Genomic DNA, 18086 nt, shown 5'->3' on the forward strand with positions numbered 1-18086 from the left:
TACCCCACATAAATTGGACTGTAAATTATAATGAGAATGATTCGCATTGAAACAACGGAACGGTATGCGCAGATTCATCTCATGGTTACACCGGTATGTCGGGCTGACGGCGGTGGTCGTGCTCGTCATGAGCGGCATCACGGGCGCCGTCATTACCTTCGATGGCGAGATCGACCGGGCCGCGCACCCCGAGCTGCGCCGTGTCGAGCCGCGGCCGGGCGGCGCCGGCGTCGACACCCTGGCGGCCAGGGCCCGCGACGCCTGGCCGCGCGACCCGGTGCGCATGCTCGTCCTGCCGGAGTCGCCAGGGGACGCGGTGGAGGTCTGGTACCGGGGCAGCAGCATGCGGGCGTACCTCGACCCGCACGACGCCCGCGTGCTCGGCCTGCGCGACACGCACGACTCGCTGATGGGCATCCTCGTCGACCTGCACACGAACCTGCTGTCGGGCGAGACGGGCAGGGCGGTCATCGGCGGGTTCGGCCTGGCCGCCGTGCTGCTCATCGTCCTGGGCGTCTGGTTGTGGTGGCCCCGGCGTGGCCGCTGGCGCCAGGCCTTGACCGTCAAATGGGATGCGGGTGCGGCGCGTGTCTGGCTGGACGTCCATAAAGTGGCGGGCATCGTGACGGGCGTGTTCCTCGTCGTGATCGCCGGTAGCGGCGCCGCGCTGGCGCTGCCCGGCGTCTTGACGGAGCCGTTGCTGGTCGCCTTCACCGGCGCAGGGGCGAAACAGGCCACGCCGGCCTCGTCATCCCGCGCGGGGCCGCCCGCGTCGCTCGACGCGATCGTCCAGCGGGCCGAGGCGACGTTCCCCGCCGGACGGGTCACGCGCCTGATGATGCCCGCCACGCCGACAGGCGCGGTGACGGTACGCATGCGGCTGCCCGGAGAAATCCACCAGATCGGCCGCACGTTCGTCCACTTCGACCGGTACGACGGCAGGCTGCTGCGGACCGACAACGTCCTCGAATCGAACCTGGCCACGCGCATCAACGCGTGGTTCTATCCGCTGCACACCGGCGCATACGGCGGGATGGCGACCCGCGTGCTGAACGTCCTGCTCGGCCTGTCGCTCGCGCTGATCTCCCTGTCCGGCGGCTGGATGTGGGTCAGGAACAGGCTCGCAAGGAAACGGGCGGAGGCGCGCAAACGCAGGCGTGCGCCGGTGACGACCGCAGTGAATTGACGGTTCAGTCGTCCTTCCGGGACCGGAACGGAAACATCAACTGTTTGGTGAAACCGTCCGGTACATAATCGCCCACCACGCCGTATTTCTCGGGAAAGCCCGTCTGGCCTTTGACGGCCGTACCCAGGATGTGATCGATGAACGCGAAATGCGCGGCGTAATTCTTGTCGATGGCCGCGTCGTCCGACGAATGGTGCCAGTGGTGGAAATCTGGCGTGACGATCACGTATTTCAGCGGGCCCCACGGCAAATGCACGTTGGCGTGGTTGAAGACGGCCTGGAATCCGACCACGACGATGTACACGTCCATGACGTTCTTTTCGAAGCCGAGCACGTACAGGGCGCCCAGTACGCCCACCCGGGTGATGATCAGTTCCACCATGTGCTGGCGCGAGCCGGCCAGCCAGTCCATCGTTTTCGCCGAATGATGCACGGCGTGGAAACGCCACAGGAAGGGAATCTCGTGGTAGGCGCGGTGGGTGCAGTATTGCACCAGGTCGGCGCACAGGATGCACAGCAGCAGTTGGGGCAGGAACGGGATCGATTGGACCGTATTCTGGATCGTGTCGCTGGCCATCCAGCCGAACAGGCGGTGAATGGCAAAGTTCACGGTCAGCAGCGCCAGGCCGACGATGAAATGGTTGACGGCAAAGTGCACGAGATCGGTCTGCCATTCGCGGCGGAACAGCAATTGATCCTTATAGAGCGGGAAGACCTTCTCGATCACCGCGAAAATCAGGGTCGAGCCGAGGAGATCGAGGATGAACCAGTCCAGGCCGATGTACGGTGTATGGTCGGGAAAATCGGCGACGGGGACGTGCGATCCGCCCAGCGCCAGCGTCAAGAGAATGAGCGCCGCCGCCATGCCATTGATGCTGCGGCGCCGCTTGAAGATCACGTTGAGCAGGCTGATGGACCCGGACAGTACCATGGCCGCGAACATGATCGAGCGGATGATGTCGGGATCGTATTTCTGGCGCAGCTCCGGGGTGGTCAGATACTGCGGAAAATGAAAGGCCAGCACGCCGAGGAAACACAGCACGGCCAGGAAAAACGCGAGCGCACCGCTGGCCAGCCCGTAGCCGGGCTCCAGGCGGCCGCTTTGTTGCAGGATGTCGGCGGTAGCGGAGACGGCGTCCGTGACGTCGTCGAGCGCGGCGCGCGCGGGCTTGGTCAAAATTTTCATGAATGCGATCCGTTCTCGGCGATCAGGGCCGGCGGAGCATAGCATTTTGCGTCGCGCGAAAAGGCGCGGATTGTCACGTGGCCTTCAATCGGGGATGGGTTCGACCATGTCCCCGTGCCCGGCATATTCGTGAAAGATATCGTCGAGCCACGTCGCCAGTTCGTCCGCCGGCACGTCCGCTGGGATGACGACCTCCTCGAACGGGGTCCGCTTGCCGGGAACCGCGCGATAGACGGTCCAGGCGTCGTTCTCGCGCCGGACGTCGACCTGGAAGCGGCCGTAAATGTTGAACCTCATCTGCGACTCCTTTCGGTTGGCGGTCCAGTGTAAAGGAATTTCCACCTCGGCCAGCCGGTGCGGACTGGCCTGGCCGGCGTCTATATCGGAACGGTATAGATCCCCCGCGATTGCGCATGCATGCGGCGGCCCGGGCGCGGCTACACTGGCCGCCATGAAAATCACCCGACTCACCACTTACCGCGTCCCGCCGCGCTGGATGCTGCTGAAGATCGAGACCGACGAAGGCGTCACCGGCTGGGGCGAACCCGTCATCGAGGGGCGCGCACGCACCGTCGAGGCGGCCGTGCACGAACTGTCCGACTACCTCGTCGGCAAGGATCCGGGCCGCATCAACGACCTGTGGCAGACGATGTACCGCGCGGGCTTCTATCGCGGCGGCCCGATCCTGATGAGCGCGATCGCCGGCGTCGACCAGGCACTGTGGGACATCAAGGGCAAGGTGCTGGGGCAGCCTGTGTACGAGCTGCTGGGTGGCCTCGTGCGCGACCGGATGAAGACGTACAGCTGGGTGGGCGGCGACCGTCCGGCCGAGCTGATCGCCGGCATCGCCGCGCTGCGCGAAGCCGGTTTCGACACGTTCAAGATGAACGGCACGGAAGAACTGGGCATCATCGACAACGCGCGCAAGATCGACCAGGCCGTCGCGCGCGTGGCCGAGGTGCGCGCGAAGTTCGGCTTCGAGATCGAATTCGGCGTCGACTTCCACGGCCGCGTGTCCGCGCCGATGGCGAAGGTGCTGCTGCGCGAGCTGGAGCCGTACCGGCCGCTGTTCGTCGAGGAACCGGTGCTGGCGGAGCAGGACGAGTACTACCGCGCATTGGCCGACGCGACGTCGATCCCGCTGGCGGCTGGCGAGCGGATGTACTCGCGCTTCGACTTCAAGCGCGTGTTCGAGCGGGGCGGCCTCGCCATCGTGCAGCCGGACCTGTCGCACGCGGGCGGCATCACGGAATGCGTCAAGATCGCGGCGATGGCGGAAGCGCACGACATCGCGTTCGCGCCGCATTGCCCGCTCGGGCCGGTGGCGCTGGCGTCGTGCCTGCAGGTGGACTTCGTCGCGCACAACGCCGTGCTGCAGGAGCAGAGCATGGGCATCCACTACAACCAGGGTGCCGAACTGCTGGACTACGTGAAGAACAAGGAAGACTTCCGCCTGTCGTCCGGCTGGATCCGGCCGCTGCCGAAGCCGGGCCTCGGCGTCGAGATCGACGAAGAACGCGTGATCGAGGCGAGCCGCACGGCGCCCGACTGGCGCAACCCCGTCTGGCGCCACGCCGACGGCAGCGTCGCGGAGTGGTAGTCCGGCCTGCCGCTGGTGTACGATGCATGTCATACAAAAACATGCGGGGCCAGGGAAGCGGCAGGAAGAGATGAACGGAAGACTCGAAGGGAAGGTGGCGATCGTCACCGGTTCCACCATGGGCATCGGCGCGGCCGTCGCGCGGCGCTTTGTGGAGGAAGGTGCGCGCGTCGTGATCAACAGCCACGTCGACGACGCGGCCGCGCGGGCGCTGCGCGAGGAACTGGGCGGGACACGCAGCCTGTTCGTCCAGGCCGACATCACGGATCCCGCCGCGATGGAGCGGCTGGCGGCACGCACGCTGGAACGCTTCGGGCAGGTCGACATCCTCGTCAACAACGCCGGCGTGAACGTGTTTTCCGATCCGCTGGAACTGGATGCGGAGGGGTGGCGGCGCTGTCTCGCGCTCGACCTGGAAGGCGCGTGGAACGCGTGCCGCGCCGTGCTCCCGTCCATGCTGGCGGCAGGCAGCGGCAGCATCGTCAACATCGCGTCCGTGCACGGCCACAAGGTCATCAAGGGCTGTTTCCCGTATCCCGTCGCGAAGCACGGGCTGATCGGCCTCACGCGGTCGCTCGGCGTCGAGTACGCGGCGCGCGGCATCCGCGTGAATTCGATCTCGCCCGGCCTGATCATGACGGAGCGGATCGAGGCGTGGCTCGCCGGCTGTCCCGATCCCGACGCGGAACGCCGGCGCCAGGCCGCGCTGCTGCCGTGCGGGTGGATCGGGGAGCCGAAGGACGTCGCCAATGCGGCGCTGTTCCTGGCCAGCGACGAGGCGCGGTTCGTGAATGCGGCGGATTTGCTCGTGGACGGGGGCAGGAGCCAGGTGTATCACGACTAGGAGCGACTGGAAGCCTGGCCGCTTTCCTGGTGCTCGGACTGGGACCTTGTACGTCCGCTATCGGCCCGATGCGGTCATTTCGCAGCAACGTATTTTCTTGACTTGATCCACGACCATTGCAGGAGGCTCCTCAACTCGTCGTCCGGTTCTGCGAGTACCCACTTGGCTATCGATTGCGTGAATCCCTCGGGGCATGTTCCTTCGAGTAGCTGAGAAAGACATGCAGTGACCCTATGTTGAATCTCATTGACCCGACGAAGCTGGCGCGGGTTGGCCAGTTCATCCGTGCCGGCCTCATAACTACTTCGCCCGGTGATCGTTATCTCCCAACTGAGCCTTGCCAGGAAACGGATTGCAAGATCTGGAGCAAGGCTTTCGATCCATTCAGCTTCAGCTGCGACTTTCGTCATTTTTTCTCCAAGCCGGACGGCGGTACGTTCGCCTGTACCCGAACGCAGCAGTTCATCTTATGGCAGCAGTCGACCCGAACCGGACGTTCGCGGTGTAGCCGTCAGGCTGTCAAATTAATGACAGCCTCAATCCGGTACCCCTCGGGATCGAAAACGAAGGCTGCATAGTAGCCATCGCCATATTCCGGCCGTGGCCCTGGTGCACCATTGCATCGTCCACCGTGGAGTAGCGCAGCAGTATGGAATTCGTGTACCTGGTTTGGCGCAGTAGCCGTAAACGCCAAGTGGAAGCCGTCTCCGGGAACTATGACTTGCGTTACGCGTTTCAAGCACAGCTTATCGTCACCACCTTCATACCCGTAACCCACGGCTTCGTCGTCAGCAAAGACTTGGATGTACCCCAGGGGTTTTAAAACCGCGTCATAAAAGGCAGAGGACCGGTCAAGGTTAGAGACCGCAATAGACAGGTGATGCAGCATATTTTCCTTGTTTGATAAGTCCGCTTCTGACCGATCTCGGCCGTTCATTGTACGGCAGGAACGACCCAATGCCGACGGTCATAAAGGTCAACGGCCTGTCGGCACGGTGCCTATGCCGAGAACCAAATCGCTGCGATGACGCCGATCACAACAGCTAAGCTGAGCCAATAAATCACACGCTGGTCCTTGGATGATTCTTCGTAAATCTGCTCACGTGTCTTCGTGAGGGAATCTACAAATAATTGGTGAAAATTTTTCTTCATATTGAATCGCCACAAGTTTTCTAGACACTCGACAGCCGCTGAAAATACTGCTTTTCGTACTCCATCGGCGACAAGTCATTGCTGAAGCTGTGCCGGCGCTTCGGATTGTAGATTCCTCTGCCTGGGAATTCACCGCCTTGCGCTCCTCTTCAGGCACGCCGTAGCGCTTCATCCAGGTGTAGAGGCTGGGCATGCTCACCCCAAGGCGTTCTGCCACCTCGCTCGCCGGGTGAGCACGTTCTGCCACCTGCTTGACCGCCGCGATTTTGAATTCCTCCGTGTACCGCTTTCCACTTATATCTTCTCCTTGACCCAGAATTATGGCTCAGGACTGTCTACAATTGTCGTGGCGATTCAAATGACATTCAACATCAAGATCAGCATTATTCCTCGGTATGACGGCCTTGAAAATATTCGCATCCGGTTTCTTACTTTACGTTTGTGCGTCCGCTCTTGGCCGAATTTTGTCGATCAGACGTGCGGTCTGAACAGGCCCAGGTCTCCCTCGAACGAATCCCGGGTTAGTCACTTCGACCCGCCACGACGGACGCGCCGCAATGCAAGTTCGAAGACAGTCAGACCGACTGCCAGTGCTGGCACCAAAGTCACGACGAGGTTGCCATCTGGTGTGGAGCATGACACCACACCCGCTGTTATGAAGGCAGCGATAGAGCCGAGGAGGATGGCTACGACTGGCAGCTTGGATGACATGCGTTCGCCCTGATCTTCATTATTCACAGCCTTGTCCTCCAACGTGTTCCAGGTGGCCGCTTCTGGCCGCTCCCGGCCATTCGGTTCAGCATAGCATGTTGTCGAAGTGAAAAAGTCACGGACTGTCACGACCGGCAGCTGTCGACCCAGAGTAGATGTTTGGGTCTTATTTCTCGATTTCCTTGAGCCAGTCGCGAAACCATTGAACTGGCATAGTCTCGCTATCAAACGATTTTGAGCGCAACTCCTCAATCGAGTATGTGTTCGAAAGATAGAGGTCCCACTGCGTTTCGATATCGGTCAGCACATGCAGTAACGCTTCGATTGAAGGTTCAGCGTCGATATTCAGATACTGACACCAGAAACGATCACACCACTCCGCGATCTGGCTGTGACTATACGGGCTGGTTTCCGGATTAGCGCCGTAGGTAAGCACACGAATCACTGAGTCACGAGTGAACGGAAGCTCAATGGGTTTAGACGGTTCCATGTTGTTCCGGCTCATTTGATCCGAGGCGCTGCCCCGTACGTTACTAGGTCCGCTCCTGGCCGAACCCGGCCGACTATGAACGCTCAGACCCAACAAGAATCTACATGCGGCTACTGACCCACACAAATAACTTTAGTTTCATACTGTTGGGCATTTTCCTTTTTCTTTGCTGCCCACGTGACCACTTCCTGAGCTTCCGCGGCTGTCATGACGGTTGCTTTTTCTTTATTTTTAATAAATGACACGCCTTCGAACTTGCCTTCCTTGCTACGCATGACTCTGGCAAAGACGGGCGCCGTCTTGCCGTCGCCAGTGCGCTTGTTTTGCTGGACGAGGTAACGCTTGTCGATTGTTTCCATGGTAAAACTCCATACTTGTAGAGCAAAGCAGCATTCTACGGCGTGTGAAGCGCCACCAGGAAAACACGGCGGGAGCAATGCTCACTCTTGTCCGGATAGCGCCGGTTGGTGAACGTCAGGACCCGACCCGTAGCGGACGTTCCGACGCCACGCATTGCGATATCAAGCTACTTTCGGGCGACCACTAGCGGCAACCGAGCTCAGTCCATGCTGTTACGTTCCTGGTGCCACGACGCGTGACAGTTAAGACACTGTTTCGCCCGTTTGGTAGCGAGACGGTGCCGGCACTTCCAACAAATTCCAAGGACTGCTCCGCATTCCGCAAACATCCTATGTTTCATATATTCGCGTACGACTTCCCTCGAGACTCCCTCTAGGTCAGCGATTTTCGTTTCAAGTGCATCTCGAGGGCCTTGGAGGTAGTTGCCGATTGATGAAAATGTGGGAAGTGACGGGCAAAACGCGGTAATCGATGCACCACATCGATCACATTCTCGTAAGCCCACAACTCTTTCCATAACGTCCTCTCTTGGATGTCCGCTCTTGGCCGAACCCGGCCGTTCGAATCAGCATAGCAGGCTGCCGACCTGTAGGAGTCGCGGACTGTCACCACAGGCCGCTGCCGACCCGAAGCGGACATCCCCACGCGATCAGTTTCCAATCTCTTTCGTTGGCTTCGGATGAGATTGTGTCGGGCGTATCTATGCCCGCACCGCGGCGTTTACTGGCGCCCTGCCACACCCATTTCAGGCCGCGAAGATAGCTTTCGGGCTTGACGGTACCGTGGTCCGTTCCCTCCACCGTATAACTCTGCAATTCCAAGCCCTTGTAGCCGTGTGTTCCGATCTGTTTTTCGAACAGTTCGATCGGTCCCCGGAACTGGACGGGTTCGAGCGAACCGGCCGAAATGAACATGCGCGCCTTGAACGGCCGATTCTGCTTGGCGAATGCCTCCTCAAGCTTGAACAGCGCACCGTTATCCCAGACGACAGCCGGGCTTACGGCGACATACCCGTTGAAGAAATCCGGATCTTTCAACGCGGCGCCGAGCGCAAACAAGCCGCCCAGCGAAGCCCCGACGAGGACGCGGTTGGTCTGTTCGGCGCGGTAGGTGGTTTCGATTAGCGGCGCGGCTTCCTTACGGATGAACTCGAGGAACTGGTGGCCCTTGCCCGATCCGGCGGCCCCTGCCATCGCCGTGTACGAGTGAAGATAACGACGCCGCATCGGAGGTCGCTGCGCTTGCGGAACATCTCGGTTTCTCGCCGGTAAAGCTCGGCGGACTTTCCGAAGGCGGACTACTTGTGCATGCGCGCGGGAAAAGTTGGGGGCAGCTGATCTTCAAGGATCTCGTCAAGTTCGACTGATCTGATCTAAGCGCGGACGGTGCTGGCAGGTAAGTGGCACTTCGTTCAACCGAAAACGGGCGCGCGCGTAGGCCCGTTTTTGGCCGGTAGCGGGCGGTGATCACGGCTCAGCGTACCGAGCCGTTGTCGTCGGAGTAACAAAAAGGTGTTGGTAGCCGCACTAAGTCGTATTCCCGAGTTTGACCCTGGGCGGATCGGCAACTATCATTGTGGAAACTTTCAAGGCCCACGCCGCACCGCCATGTCCGATCCCCGCTCCGACCGCTTCGTCCGCGCCTACCTGAAGACGCGCCACCTCGTCCTGCTTGTCGAACTGGGCCGGCATGGATCGATCATGCAGGCCGCCCAGGCCGCGAACCTCACGCAGCCGGCGGCCTCGAAACTGCTCGGCGAGCTGGAACATGCGCTGGGTGTCACCTTGTTCGAGCGCCTGCCGCGCGGCGTCGAGCCCACGTGGTACGGCAAGGTGCTCATCCGCCGCGCCGGCGCCTCGCTGGCCGAGATGGACGCCGCGTACCAGGAAGTGATGGAACTGATGTCCGGCCTGCGCGGGCGCGTCGCGGTCGGGGCGATCCTGACGCCGTCGACCACGCTGGTGCCGGCCGCCGTCACCCTGCTCAAGACGCGGCATGCGCGCCTGAACGTGTCGATCGAGGTCGGCAGCAGCAAGCAGCTCGTCGAACGCCTGCGTGCCGGGGACCTGGACATCGTCATCGGCCGCGTCGTGGACGGTTCGATTGCCGACGAATTCCACTTCGAGCCGATCACCGACGAGCCGCACAGCCTGATCGTGCGCGCCGGGCACCCGCTGCTGGGCGCGCGCGGCCTGGACCTGGCCGAACTCGCGCAGCAGGCGTGGATCGTGCCCCCCGCCGGCAGCATGGTGCGCGACCGGATGGCGGCGCTGTTCCTCACGCAGGGCCTCGAGCAGCCCGCGGAGACCGTGTCGACGGCCGAGCTGCCCGTCGTGACGACGCTGCTGCTGGGCAGCGACATGGTGGCGCCCATGTCGGTGGAACTCGTCAAGCCCTACCTGGATAGCGGCCTGCTGGCCATGCTGCCGTACGAACTGAATCTGCGGATGGACGTTTACGGCATCATCACGCGCCGCCATCACCAGCTGTCGCCCGCGGCGGAAGCCATGCTCGGCGCGCTGCGCGAGACGGCCACGCGTCCCAAGCCGACGGCGCGCGTCACGTACATCAAATCGGTGTAAGCTGGCGCGATGGCTTCCTCCGCATCACACCGCCTGCTCGGCATCGACTGGGGCTCGAGCAACCGCCGCGCCTATCTCGTCGACGCCGCCGGCACCTGCCTCGCCACGCGCGCCGACGACCAGGGCATGCTCGCCGTGCGCCCCGATTTCGCCGGCTCTTTCGCGGCCCTCGTGGCGGAGATGGGCGTCGATCCGGGCATTCCCGCCGTCGCCTCCGGCATGGTCGGCAGCGCCCAGGGCTGGCGCGAAGTGCCTTATCTCGACATCGGCGTGCCGCTGGACGCGCTGCCCGACCACGTGGTCCGCGTCGACGACCCGCGCGCCGGCCGTCCGTGCTTCATCGTGCCCGGCTACGTGCAGCGCGGCGAGCACGTGGACGTCATGCGCGGCGAAGAGACGCAGTTGCTGGGCGCCGTGGCGCTGGGCCGGCGCGACGGCTGGTTCGTCCTGCCCGGCACGCACAGCAAGTGGGTGCATCTCGCGGACGGCGTCATCCGCCGCATCGCCACGTTCATGACGGGCGAGTTGTTCGCGATGGTGTCCGCGCACGGCACGCTGGCGCCGCTGATGGCGGGCGCGCATGACGACGACGGCGCATTCGTCGCTGGCCTGGATGCCGCCCGCCGCGGCGCGCCGCTGTCGAACGCGCTGTTCGGCGTCCGTGCGCGCGTCGTCTCGGGCGCCATGCCGGCGGCGCAGGCGCGCTCGTTCGTCAGCGGCCTGCTCGTCGGGACGGAGTTCGTCGCCGCGGTCGGACTGACGGGTGGCGTCGTACCGCCGACCTGCATCGGCTCGCCCCTGCTGCGGGCCCGCTACGCGCGTGCGGCCGGCCATTTCGGCACCACGTTGGCCGGCCTCGATCCGGACCGCGTGTATTGCGCCGCGCTGGCGCGCTTCCTCGACCGGATTCCTTCATGAATTTTGCCTTGCCCCTCGTTGCGATCCTCCGCGGCCTCGATCCCGCCGACGCCGGTGCCGTCGGCCGCGTCCTGTTCGACGCCGGCTGGCGGCTGCTCGAGGTGCCGCTGAACCGGCCGGGCGCGCTCGATGCCATCCGCATCCTCGTCGACATGGCCCCGCCGGACGCGATCGTCGGCGGCGGGACGATGCTGAGCGTGGCGGACGTCGACGCCGTCGCGCAGGCGGGCGGCCGCCTGTTCGTGTCCCCGAACTGCAATCCCGTCGTCATCGCGCACGCGCGCGCAACCGGCATGCTGTGCGCGCCCGGCATCGCGACGCCCACGGAAGCTTTCGCCGCGCTGGATGCGGGCGCCCATGCGTTGAAACTGTTCCCGGCCGAATCGATCGGCCCCGCGGGGCTGAAGGCGATGAAATCCGTCCTGCCGGCCGGTACGCCGTTGTGGCCCGTGGGCGGCGTCACGCCCGAACAGATCCCGGCGTGGAAGGCGGCCGGCGCGACGGGCGCGGGCATCGGCAGCCAGCTATTTGCGCCCGGCGTGGGGCTGGACGACCTGGCTGCGCGTGCGCGGGCGTTCGCCGACGCCTGGCGCGGGTGAGCACCGGGGCGGAACCTTGCCGCCGCCAACGGCCCGTGCGCGCAAGCTCAGCTCAGGTACCGGAGTAAGTCGTATGCTTGCTCGATCGCACGGTCGGTCGCGGTTGCCCTTTGTTCCAGGGTGAGAGCGCGACTCTCCAAAGGCAGCTCGTCGGATCTGAACCGGGTCACCGTAGCGATCAGCACGGGAAACCGGGGCGGCGGCGCTTCACCCGCAAGGTCGAAAAAGTGTGGCGGCGTTGGCTTCATCGCATCGTTGAGATAGTGAAGCGGAAATGCATGACGCGCATGGAACGGTAAATGGTCGAAATCTCCGAAGGCCAGTTGACGCGCGTGCTGGGCAATCGTTCCCCGGACCGTATCGAGCGCCTCGAATACGTCCAATCCAATCGGGCTTCGACGTTGGGCGAGGAAACCCAGCCCAAGCGGATTGACGTCGCGCTTCTGCTTGCCGCCCCATGTCCACTTCGCCATGATGCTGTCCACGGTCAGCGGCGGCGCCCCGGGCGCGGTCGGCCCTGCGATGGGGTAGCCCAGCAACGTGCCCATCAGCCCATCCCAACCGTTGGGATTGGACGGCGCCGGCTTGAATTCGCGCCCGGCGCCCGGTGCGCCATCGACAAGATCTTCCAGTAACTTGCCTAGCGATTCATGGGCCGGGTCCACCCGGGCACTGGGTGTCGGCTCGCCCGCAAGCCAGTGGACCGACTTCTGATTGGTCTCCCACCTCGTGTTTCCAGCGCCGTGGTCCCACAAGACACCAAATTTTCCGATGTCGTGGGTCGCTGCGCCGGCGCCATTGGGAGGCACGGCAATATGGTAGAAGCCGTGGCCTTTCGGCCGTGAGGCGTATCCTGTCTGGAGTTCGAATCGCGGCCATCGATGGAACAGGTAGAACTGCGAATGGTCGGTGCCGACCGGGTCCGGACCGTTGACGGGATCGTACGGAAACGTGAGGGGAAGCCGGTCGCCGGAGCGCTTCACCATCAGCAAGCAGGCGGCCCTGCGGGTGACCCTGTGTATTCCATTGCCCGCCGGTTCGGTGACGTAAACGACGAACATCCCATCCGCGAGCTCGCACCTCGGGTTTTCTTGCCCGGCCGTGAACTTCGCATACGGCGAACCGTGCAAGAAAGTCGCCCGGAAATTCACGGCGTTGACGTTCTGGTCGTACAGATTGGACGACTCGGCATTCAATTGCCGTACGGTCCGCTCCGAGATCAGGTCCCGTACGAAATGCGGCTCGTCCCTCACGCTGCTCCCGGTCGCGCAACGATGGTGAGCGTCGGAAAAAATGCTGTTGTAGGCGTCGGTGCAATTCACGCCCGCGTGTTTAATCAGCGCCATCGATTCACCTTGAAAACAGTTCGGTTTTTGTTTGTCCAGGCATTCTATTGGACAGGAATATCCTGCAACCTGAATTTGCGCACCCGTCCATCCGCATCGAACAGGATCCTGAGTTCCCGGATCTGCGTGCCCGTTGCCGCGATGCGGCCGACCAGGGGCACGTATTTCACGAGCCGTGCGGCGCTGTCGTCGTACCGGTAGAACCAGACTTCGCGGCCGTTCGGGAACGCCGTCACGGACGCGTCGCCCAGCGCGCGGCGAACGTCGTCCCTCGTCGTCGTGCCCGCGACCAGCAGGCCGGCGGCGCGGTCCTGCGTCAACGTTTCGATCCGGCCGTTGCCGGTGGCGGCGCAGCCGGCCAGCAGTGCGGCCAGCGAGAGCATGATCGCGGCTCTCATGGCGGATCGTCCATGTACTCGAATTCGAGCAGCGTGTCGTCCGGCCAGCTTGCGTCGAAGATCGCCGGGATGTACTGCCGGTCGCGCGCATGGCCCCAGTCGACGAGCGCATAGCCGGCTTCCGGCAGCAGGCGCGCGGAATTCGCGTACATCCATTCGCCCGCAATCGCTTCGCGCCGGGCGCCGTGGACGAGCGTGACGTTGAACACGGGACGGTCGGCGAAGAACGGGTTCTGGAACGTGCGGTACGTGCACGGATCGCCCGTGGCGACGAGCGCCATGATCGACGGATCGCGCACCATGCGGCGCAGTTCCGCCCCCTTCATGTCGACCTTGCACTCGAGCCGCAGGTCGCCCAGGCGGCGTGTAGCGGGCGGCAGTCCCGGCGTGCGGATATCGACGCGCCAGGCGTACGTACCGTCTTGTTTGTTCGTCATGACGACGGCATCCTGCGCGGCCAGGCGCGCATCCATCGGCAGGGTGAACGACTGGTTCGCGTCCAGTTCGAGCGGCAGCTCGGTCTTGCCGGCGACGAGGGTGACGGCGAGGCCCGCGAACGATGCGTCCTGCGCGCGCGGATACAGGCGGAAACGCAGAGCGGCGCCCGGTGCGAGCTGGCGGTGTTCGGCGAAGACCTGCATCCCCTTGTAGAACCTGCGGTACGGGACTTCGTCCACGTCGCGCACCGCGTCGATCCTGACGACCTGCGGCGCACTTTCGTGCGTCTCCTGCGCCGTGGAAGACGGAGCCCAGCAACCCAGTGCGCCCAGCAAGGGCAGCCACGCTCGAATCCTTGTCACGGCGATGATCCCGAAGTGTCGACGGTCGGCAGCTTACCGGATCGCGTCACGAAAAGATGCACGCTTTGTCACGGCTGGTAGAATGGACGGACGATCTTCAAAGCGCACGATCATGCCCCGACCCGACCGCCACCCCGCCGCCCAGGTCTTCTGGCGCGACCCCGCCTTGCCGTTCATCGAAGCGCGCCACGTCGCCGACGGGCGCGGCCTGCACTACGGGCGCCATTGGCACGAGACGCATTCCGTCGGCGTCATCACGGGCGGCCGCAGCACCTACGTCAACGGCGCGCATGCGGAAGTGGTGGAGCAGGGTGCCGTCGTCGTCGTCAATCCGGGCGACGTCCACGGCTGCAATCCGGTCGACGACGCGCCGTGGTCCTATGTGATGTTCTACTTCGATCCCGTGTGGCTGGGCGGCGTCCAGGCGCGCGTGCGCGGCCTGGCGAATCCCGCGTTCCGCCCGTACGCACAGGCGGCGTTGCGCGCGCCGCACCTGGTGGAGGCGGGCGCGCGGTTGTTCGCCGTGCTGACGGAGACGGATCGCAGCGCTGCGGAACGCGAGGCCGCAGTCGTGGATTTCGTCGCGCGCCTGGACGGCGCGCTGGCGCCGGGGCCGGTCCCGGACACGGTCACGCCCAAGGTCGAACGCGTCGCGCGCCACATCGACGCGCATTTCGCGGACGCCCTGCCGCTGCAGGACCTGTGCGAGGCGGCGAACCTGTCCGGCTCCTACCTGATCCGCGCCTTCAAGAAGCGCTACGGTGTCGCCCCGCACGAATACCAGACGAACCGCCGCATCCAGTACGCGAAGGCGCGGCTGCGGGCCGGCGCGCCCATCGCCGAGGTCGCGCTCGACACGGGCTTTGCCGACCAGGCCCACTTCCAGCGCGTGTTCAAGCGGATGACCGCCGCCACGCCGGGCCAGTACCGCGACTGAACGTCAGGCGGCAGCCAGCCAGACGACGCTCGCCACGAGCATGCCGGCCATCGTCCGGTTGAAGACGCGCACGCGGCGCGGGGTGCGCAGATACACCTGCAAACGGCTGCCGGCCCAGGCCCACGCGGCGATCGACAGCCAGCACACGACGAAGTAGATCGCGGCGAACAGCCAGACGGCGGACGCTGCGCCGTCGGACGCATACGTGCCCATGCCCGCCAGTGCCGCCAGCCACGCCTTGGGACTCAGCCATTGCAGGGCGGCGCCCTGCAGCATCGTCGGCCGCGCCGCCGTCTCGCCCGCATCCAGCTCGCCCGCGTCGCTCGCCAGTTTCCACGCCATGTAGAGCAGGAAGACGACGCCGGCCCAGCGCACGACGTTCGTCACCTGCGGCCAGGCGGCGACCGCTTCGTGCAGCCCGAGCCCGGCCAGCACGAGCAGCAGGCAGAACCCGGTGGTGGCGCCGGTGACGTGGGCGAGGCTGGCCGTGAAGCCGTGGCGGGCGCCGCTGCCGAGGGCGACGACGTTGACGGGGCCCGGAGAGATCGAGGTGGCGAGGGCGAAAGCGGCCATCGAAGCGAACATGCTCATCTGCGTTTCCTTTCGTGTTGAGGGATGGGGCAGACGATAGCGGCGGCACGCGGGCCGGTATTGAAAAAAATGACCCAACCAATTGCTCAGCAACTTGCGCGTTCGGCGCGGCGTCGCGATGGTATGGTGCTGCGATGACTTCCTTCGATACGACCCGGCGCCGCCTCCTGAAGGGGCTCGGCGCCGCCTGCGCGTCCGTGTGCGCACCGGCGCTGGCCGCGGACTTCGACGTGCGTACGTTCGGCGCCCGCGGCGACGGCACCACGGTGGACACGGATGCCATCCACGCCGCCATCGCCGCGGCCAGCGCCGCCGGTGGCGGCACCGTGCGTTTCCCGGCCGGCCGCTACCTGAGCTTTTCGATCCGGCTGCAAAGCCGCGTCGCGCTGTACCTCGACGCCGGCAGCGTGATCGTCGCGGCCGATCCGGCGGACGGCCATGGCCGCTACGACGCGGCCGAACCGAACCCGCACGACGCCTACCAGGACTTCGGCCACAGCCACTGGCACAACTCGCTGATCTGGGGCGAGAATCTCGAAGACGTGGCGATCCTGGGCCCGGGCCGCATCTGGGGCCGCGGCCTGACGCGCTCGGGGCCGGGCGCGAACCGGCCGCTCAAGGCCGGCGACATGCCGTCCTCGCTCGGCGGCAAGGACCCGATGGGCGAGCGCGCGAAGTCCGGCGCCGTGTTCGGCGCGGAGATGGACGGCAAGGGCAACAAGGCGATCGCCCTGAAGAACTGCCGCAACGTGCTCCTGCGCGACTTCTCGATGCTCAAGTGCGGCCACTTTGCCGTCCTGGCGACGGGCGTGGACAACCTGACGATCGCTAATCTCACCGTCGACACGGAGCGCGACGGCTTCGACATCGATTGCTGCCGGAATGTCCGCATCAGCGACTGCGCGGTCAATACGCCGAACGACGACGCGATCTGCCTGAAGAGTTCGTACGCACTGGGCCGCGCGCGCTTCACGGAGCACGTGACGATCACGGGTTGCCAGGTCTCGGGCTTCGACCTCGGAACGCTGCTGGACGGGACCTACCAGAAGACGCAGCTGAAAGCGCCGGACGAGGAAGGCGTGTGCGGCCGCATCAAGCTGGGCACGGAATCGAACGGCGGCTTCCGCAATATCGTCATCGCGAACTGCGTGTTCGAGCATTGCCGCGGCCTGGCGATCGAAAGCGTGGACGGCGCCGTCATCGAGGACGTCGCCGTCGACAATCTCGCCATGCGCGACCTGACGACGGCGCCGCTGTTCATCCGCCTGGGCCGGCGCATGCGCGCGCCCGCGGGCACACGCGTGGGCGCGATCCGGCGGGTGAACATCAGCAACGTGGTCGTGTCGCAGGCGAACGCGCCGTACGCGGCTATCGTCGCCGGCCTGCCGGAGGCGCCCGTCGAGGACGTGCGGCTGTCGAACATCACGATCGTGTACGGCGGCGGGGGCACGGCGGCGGATGCGCGGCGCGTGCCGCCCGAGGTGCCGGACCACTATCCGGAACCGAGCATGTTCGGGGTGACGCCGGCCTACGGCCTGTACGTGCGCCATGCGCGCAACGTGGAGGTCCATCACGCCGACCTGCGCACCGCGGCGCCGGATGCGCGGCCGCCCGTCGTGCTGGACGACGTGAAAGGCGAGCGCTTCGACCACGTGCGATTTGGCCGCGCGGCCGGCGTACCGGCCATACGGCGGGTCAGGCCGGCATCGGCTCCTCCTCGCGCGTGATACGCCACATGTCCAGGTTCACGCCCCGGCGGTAATCGTGCTGCATCTCGGGCGTCAGCACCTCGAACATCAGGCCATTCTCGAGCCACAGCTCGACGACGTCGAACACGCCGCCGCGCGAACAGGGCACGGCGCGCCAGCCTTCGCGCCGGCCGATCGCGAGGATCTCCTCGACGGAACGCTCGGTCCCGATGGCCAGGTGGAAGCAGGCGTACGGGCGCGGGGCGGCGTCCGGCTGCGGCCGGGCCATCCCGGCGCCGTTCCCCGGCGCCATCGGCAGCGTGTGCGGGTAGACCTCGACCATCGACCCGCGTACGTCGCCGGCCATCGCGACCCACGCGCCGGGCCAGGGCGGGAAGCGGAACGACTGGCCGCCCCAGATCTCGGCGATGACGGCGGCGACGCGCTCGGGATCGCGCGCGGGGATGGAAGCGTGAAAGATCATGGTTCTCCTCGGGAAGTGGCGGCACGGGCCAAAGTTGCGATGACACGCACGCCAACGTTGCCGAGGTAATCCCCGAGTACCGTCCACGCCGGGACGAAGCCCAGCTGCTGTTCGAGCAGGCACCGTGCGGCGCCGACGACGCAACGCTCGAACGTCTCGAGCATTGCGCCGCGCCGTGGGAGCGGCTGCGGAATAACTCCGGTGGTTGACGTGT

21 protein-coding genes and 1 pseudogene are annotated in these 18086 nt (G+C 64.8%); 9 read left to right on the forward strand and 13 right to left on the reverse strand.

The window, feature by feature from the left end:
* Positions 1 to 64: 64 nt before the first annotated feature.
* Positions 65 to 1186 carry a PepSY-associated TM helix domain-containing protein gene (locus tag ACL58G_RS18840; RefSeq protein ID WP_440962776.1) on the forward strand — a complete coding sequence of 374 codons (1122 nt, stop codon included), beginning with the start codon at positions 65 to 67 and terminating at the stop codon, positions 1184 to 1186.
* Positions 1187 to 1190: 4 nt separating this feature from the next.
* Here the strand turns inward: ACL58G_RS18840 and ACL58G_RS18845 are convergent, their stop codons facing one another.
* Positions 1191 to 2372, reverse strand: a complete 1182-nt coding sequence (locus ACL58G_RS18845) for a sterol desaturase family protein (RefSeq protein WP_413388978.1) — start codon at positions 2370 to 2372, stop codon at positions 1191 to 1193.
* 84 nt (positions 2373 to 2456) lie between these two features.
* Positions 2457 to 2669: a DUF7661 family protein gene (locus ACL58G_RS18850; protein ID WP_440962777.1), complete on the reverse strand. Its 213-nt coding sequence runs from the start codon at positions 2667 to 2669 to the stop codon at positions 2457 to 2459.
* A gap of 154 nt (positions 2670 to 2823) precedes the next feature.
* On the opposite strand from ACL58G_RS18850, the gene dgoD reads away from it, so the two are divergent.
* Positions 2824 to 3972, forward strand: coding sequence for a galactonate dehydratase (gene dgoD / locus ACL58G_RS18855; RefSeq protein ID WP_440962778.1), 1149 nt, complete (start codon positions 2824 to 2826; stop codon positions 3970 to 3972).
* Positions 3973 to 4042: 70 nt separating this feature from the next.
* Positions 4043 to 4816 carry an SDR family oxidoreductase gene (locus ACL58G_RS18860; RefSeq protein WP_413388976.1) on the forward strand — a complete coding sequence of 258 codons (774 nt, stop codon included), beginning with the start codon at positions 4043 to 4045 and terminating at the stop codon, positions 4814 to 4816.
* A 74-nt stretch (positions 4817 to 4890) separates the two neighbouring features.
* On the opposite strand, the gene ACL58G_RS18865 is transcribed toward ACL58G_RS18860, so the two are convergent.
* The 6 genes from ACL58G_RS18865 to ACL58G_RS18890 all read right to left on the reverse strand — a co-directional run bounded on the left by ACL58G_RS18865 (position 4891) and on the right by ACL58G_RS18890 (position 8722).
* Entirely contained in the window at positions 4891 to 5226 is a 336-nt protein-coding gene (locus ACL58G_RS18865; RefSeq protein ID WP_413388975.1) for a hypothetical protein, read from the reverse strand.
* 101 nt (positions 5227 to 5327) lie between these two features.
* The gene (locus tag ACL58G_RS18870; RefSeq protein ID WP_440962779.1) at positions 5328 to 5753 is read right to left on the reverse strand and encodes a VOC family protein; all 426 of its coding nucleotides are present in this window, start codon (positions 5751 to 5753) and stop codon (positions 5328 to 5330) included.
* Between the two features lie 162 nt (positions 5754 to 5915).
* On the reverse strand, positions 5916 to 6266 hold the full coding sequence (locus ACL58G_RS18875) for a transposase (RefSeq protein ID WP_413389124.1): 351 nt from the start codon (positions 6264 to 6266) through the stop codon (positions 5916 to 5918).
* Positions 6267 to 6845: 579 nt separating this feature from the next.
* Positions 6846 to 7169, reverse strand: a complete 324-nt coding sequence (locus ACL58G_RS18880) for a hypothetical protein (protein ID WP_413388973.1) — start codon at positions 7167 to 7169, stop codon at positions 6846 to 6848.
* A gap of 110 nt (positions 7170 to 7279) precedes the next feature.
* Complete coding sequence (locus ACL58G_RS18885) at positions 7280 to 7528, reverse strand: hypothetical protein (RefSeq protein WP_413388972.1); 249 nt, start codon at positions 7526 to 7528, stop codon at positions 7280 to 7282.
* A 606-nt stretch (positions 7529 to 8134) separates the two neighbouring features.
* Entirely contained in the window at positions 8135 to 8722 is a 588-nt protein-coding gene (locus ACL58G_RS18890; protein WP_413388971.1) for an alpha/beta hydrolase, read from the reverse strand.
* A gap of 11 nt (positions 8723 to 8733) precedes the next feature.
* On the opposite strand from ACL58G_RS18890, the pseudogene ACL58G_RS18895 reads away from it, so the two are divergent.
* The 4 genes and pseudogenes from ACL58G_RS18895 to ACL58G_RS18910 all read left to right on the forward strand — a co-directional run.
* Positions 8734 to 8895 (forward strand): annotated as a pseudogene (locus ACL58G_RS18895) (NADP oxidoreductase coenzyme); the annotation flags it as partial.
* 241 nt (positions 8896 to 9136) lie between these two features.
* Positions 9137 to 10111, forward strand: coding sequence for a LysR substrate-binding domain-containing protein (locus ACL58G_RS18900; RefSeq protein ID WP_413341668.1), 975 nt, complete (start codon positions 9137 to 9139; stop codon positions 10109 to 10111).
* A 9-nt stretch (positions 10112 to 10120) separates the two neighbouring features.
* A complete protein-coding gene (locus ACL58G_RS18905; protein WP_413388970.1) occupies positions 10121 to 11029 on the forward strand; it encodes a 2-dehydro-3-deoxygalactonokinase in 909 nt (302 codons plus the stop codon).
* Positions 11026 to 11628, forward strand: a complete 603-nt coding sequence (locus tag ACL58G_RS18910; RefSeq protein ID WP_440962780.1) for a 2-dehydro-3-deoxy-6-phosphogalactonate aldolase — start codon at positions 11026 to 11028, stop codon at positions 11626 to 11628. Before ACL58G_RS18905 ends, ACL58G_RS18910 begins: the two co-directional genes overlap by 4 nt.
* A 47-nt stretch (positions 11629 to 11675) precedes the next feature.
* On the opposite strand, the gene ACL58G_RS18915 is transcribed toward ACL58G_RS18910, so the two are convergent.
* Genes ACL58G_RS18915 through ACL58G_RS18925 form a run of 3 tightly spaced genes read right to left on the reverse strand, consistent with a single transcriptional unit; the run spans position 11676 to position 14172 of the window.
* Positions 11676 to 12974, reverse strand: a complete 1299-nt coding sequence (locus tag ACL58G_RS18915; RefSeq protein WP_440962781.1) for a hypothetical protein — start codon at positions 12972 to 12974, stop codon at positions 11676 to 11678.
* Between the two features lie 44 nt (positions 12975 to 13018).
* A complete protein-coding gene (locus ACL58G_RS18920; protein WP_440962782.1) occupies positions 13019 to 13372 on the reverse strand; it encodes a hypothetical protein in 354 nt (117 codons plus the stop codon).
* A complete protein-coding gene (locus ACL58G_RS18925) occupies positions 13369 to 14172 on the reverse strand; it encodes a DUF2987 domain-containing protein (RefSeq protein ID WP_440962783.1) in 804 nt (267 codons plus the stop codon). The genes ACL58G_RS18920 and ACL58G_RS18925 overlap by 4 nt, the downstream gene beginning before the upstream one ends.
* A 112-nt stretch (positions 14173 to 14284) precedes the next feature.
* Between ACL58G_RS18925 and ACL58G_RS18930 the strand changes: the two genes are divergently transcribed.
* The gene (locus ACL58G_RS18930) at positions 14285 to 15109 is read left to right on the forward strand and encodes an AraC family transcriptional regulator (RefSeq protein WP_440962784.1); all 825 of its coding nucleotides are present in this window, start codon (positions 14285 to 14287) and stop codon (positions 15107 to 15109) included.
* 3 nt (positions 15110 to 15112) lie between these two features.
* On the opposite strand, the gene ACL58G_RS18935 is transcribed toward ACL58G_RS18930, so the two are convergent.
* Positions 15113 to 15700, reverse strand: coding sequence for a LysE family translocator (locus tag ACL58G_RS18935; RefSeq protein ID WP_440962785.1), 588 nt, complete (start codon positions 15698 to 15700; stop codon positions 15113 to 15115).
* Positions 15701 to 15834: 134 nt separating this feature from the next.
* On the opposite strand from ACL58G_RS18935, the gene ACL58G_RS18940 reads away from it, so the two are divergent.
* A complete protein-coding gene (locus ACL58G_RS18940) occupies positions 15835 to 17427 on the forward strand; it encodes a rhamnogalacturonidase (RefSeq protein ID WP_440962786.1) in 1593 nt (530 codons plus the stop codon).
* Here ACL58G_RS18940 and ACL58G_RS18945 read toward each other — a convergent pair.
* Positions 17396 to 17872 carry a hypothetical protein gene (locus tag ACL58G_RS18945; protein ID WP_440962787.1) on the reverse strand — a complete coding sequence of 159 codons (477 nt, stop codon included), beginning with the start codon at positions 17870 to 17872 and terminating at the stop codon, positions 17396 to 17398. The genes ACL58G_RS18940 and ACL58G_RS18945 overlap by 32 nt on opposite strands.
* Between the last annotated feature and the right edge of the window lie 214 nt (positions 17873 to 18086).

The organism is Massilia sp. GER05, assembly GCF_052056005.1.
Classification (GTDB): Bacteria; Pseudomonadota; Gammaproteobacteria; order Burkholderiales; family Burkholderiaceae_D; genus Telluria; species Telluria orientalis.

Coding starts and splice junctions, on each gene's coding strand:
- ACL58G_RS18840 (WP_440962776.1), top strand. CDS start 65: ATGCGCAGATTCATCTCATGGTTACACCGGTATGTCGGGCTGACGGCG.
- ACL58G_RS18845 (WP_413388978.1), bottom strand. CDS start 2,372: ATGAAAATTTTGACCAAGCCCGCGCGCGCCGCGCTCGACGACGTCACG.
- ACL58G_RS18850 (WP_440962777.1), bottom strand. CDS start 2,669: ATGAGGTTCAACATTTACGGCCGCTTCCAGGTCGACGTCCGGCGCGAG.
- dgoD (WP_440962778.1), top strand. CDS start 2,824: ATGAAAATCACCCGACTCACCACTTACCGCGTCCCGCCGCGCTGGATG.
- ACL58G_RS18860 (WP_413388976.1), top strand. CDS start 4,043: ATGAACGGAAGACTCGAAGGGAAGGTGGCGATCGTCACCGGTTCCACC.
- ACL58G_RS18865 (WP_413388975.1), bottom strand. CDS start 5,226: ATGACGAAAGTCGCAGCTGAAGCTGAATGGATCGAAAGCCTTGCTCCA.
- ACL58G_RS18870 (WP_440962779.1), bottom strand. CDS start 5,753: ATGAACGGCCGAGATCGGTCAGAAGCGGACTTATCAAACAAGGAAAAT.
- ACL58G_RS18880 (WP_413388973.1), bottom strand. CDS start 7,169: ATGGAACCGTCTAAACCCATTGAGCTTCCGTTCACTCGTGACTCAGTG.
- ACL58G_RS18885 (WP_413388972.1), bottom strand. CDS start 7,528: ATGGAAACAATCGACAAGCGTTACCTCGTCCAGCAAAACAAGCGCACT.
- ACL58G_RS18890 (WP_413388971.1), bottom strand. CDS start 8,722: ATGGCAGGGGCCGCCGGATCGGGCAAGGGCCACCAGTTCCTCGAGTTC.
- ACL58G_RS18900 (WP_413341668.1), top strand. CDS start 9,137: ATGTCCGATCCCCGCTCCGACCGCTTCGTCCGCGCCTACCTGAAGACG.
- ACL58G_RS18905 (WP_413388970.1), top strand. CDS start 10,121: ATGGCTTCCTCCGCATCACACCGCCTGCTCGGCATCGACTGGGGCTCG.
- ACL58G_RS18910 (WP_440962780.1), top strand. CDS start 11,026: ATGAATTTTGCCTTGCCCCTCGTTGCGATCCTCCGCGGCCTCGATCCC.
- ACL58G_RS18915 (WP_440962781.1), bottom strand. CDS start 12,974: ATGGCGCTGATTAAACACGCGGGCGTGAATTGCACCGACGCCTACAAC.
- ACL58G_RS18920 (WP_440962782.1), bottom strand. CDS start 13,372: ATGAGAGCCGCGATCATGCTCTCGCTGGCCGCACTGCTGGCCGGCTGC.
- ACL58G_RS18930 (WP_440962784.1), top strand. CDS start 14,285: ATGCCCCGACCCGACCGCCACCCCGCCGCCCAGGTCTTCTGGCGCGAC.
- ACL58G_RS18935 (WP_440962785.1), bottom strand. CDS start 15,700: ATGAGCATGTTCGCTTCGATGGCCGCTTTCGCCCTCGCCACCTCGATC.
- ACL58G_RS18940 (WP_440962786.1), top strand. CDS start 15,835: ATGACTTCCTTCGATACGACCCGGCGCCGCCTCCTGAAGGGGCTCGGC.
- ACL58G_RS18945 (WP_440962787.1), bottom strand. CDS start 17,872: ATGATCTTTCACGCTTCCATCCCCGCGCGCGATCCCGAGCGCGTCGCC.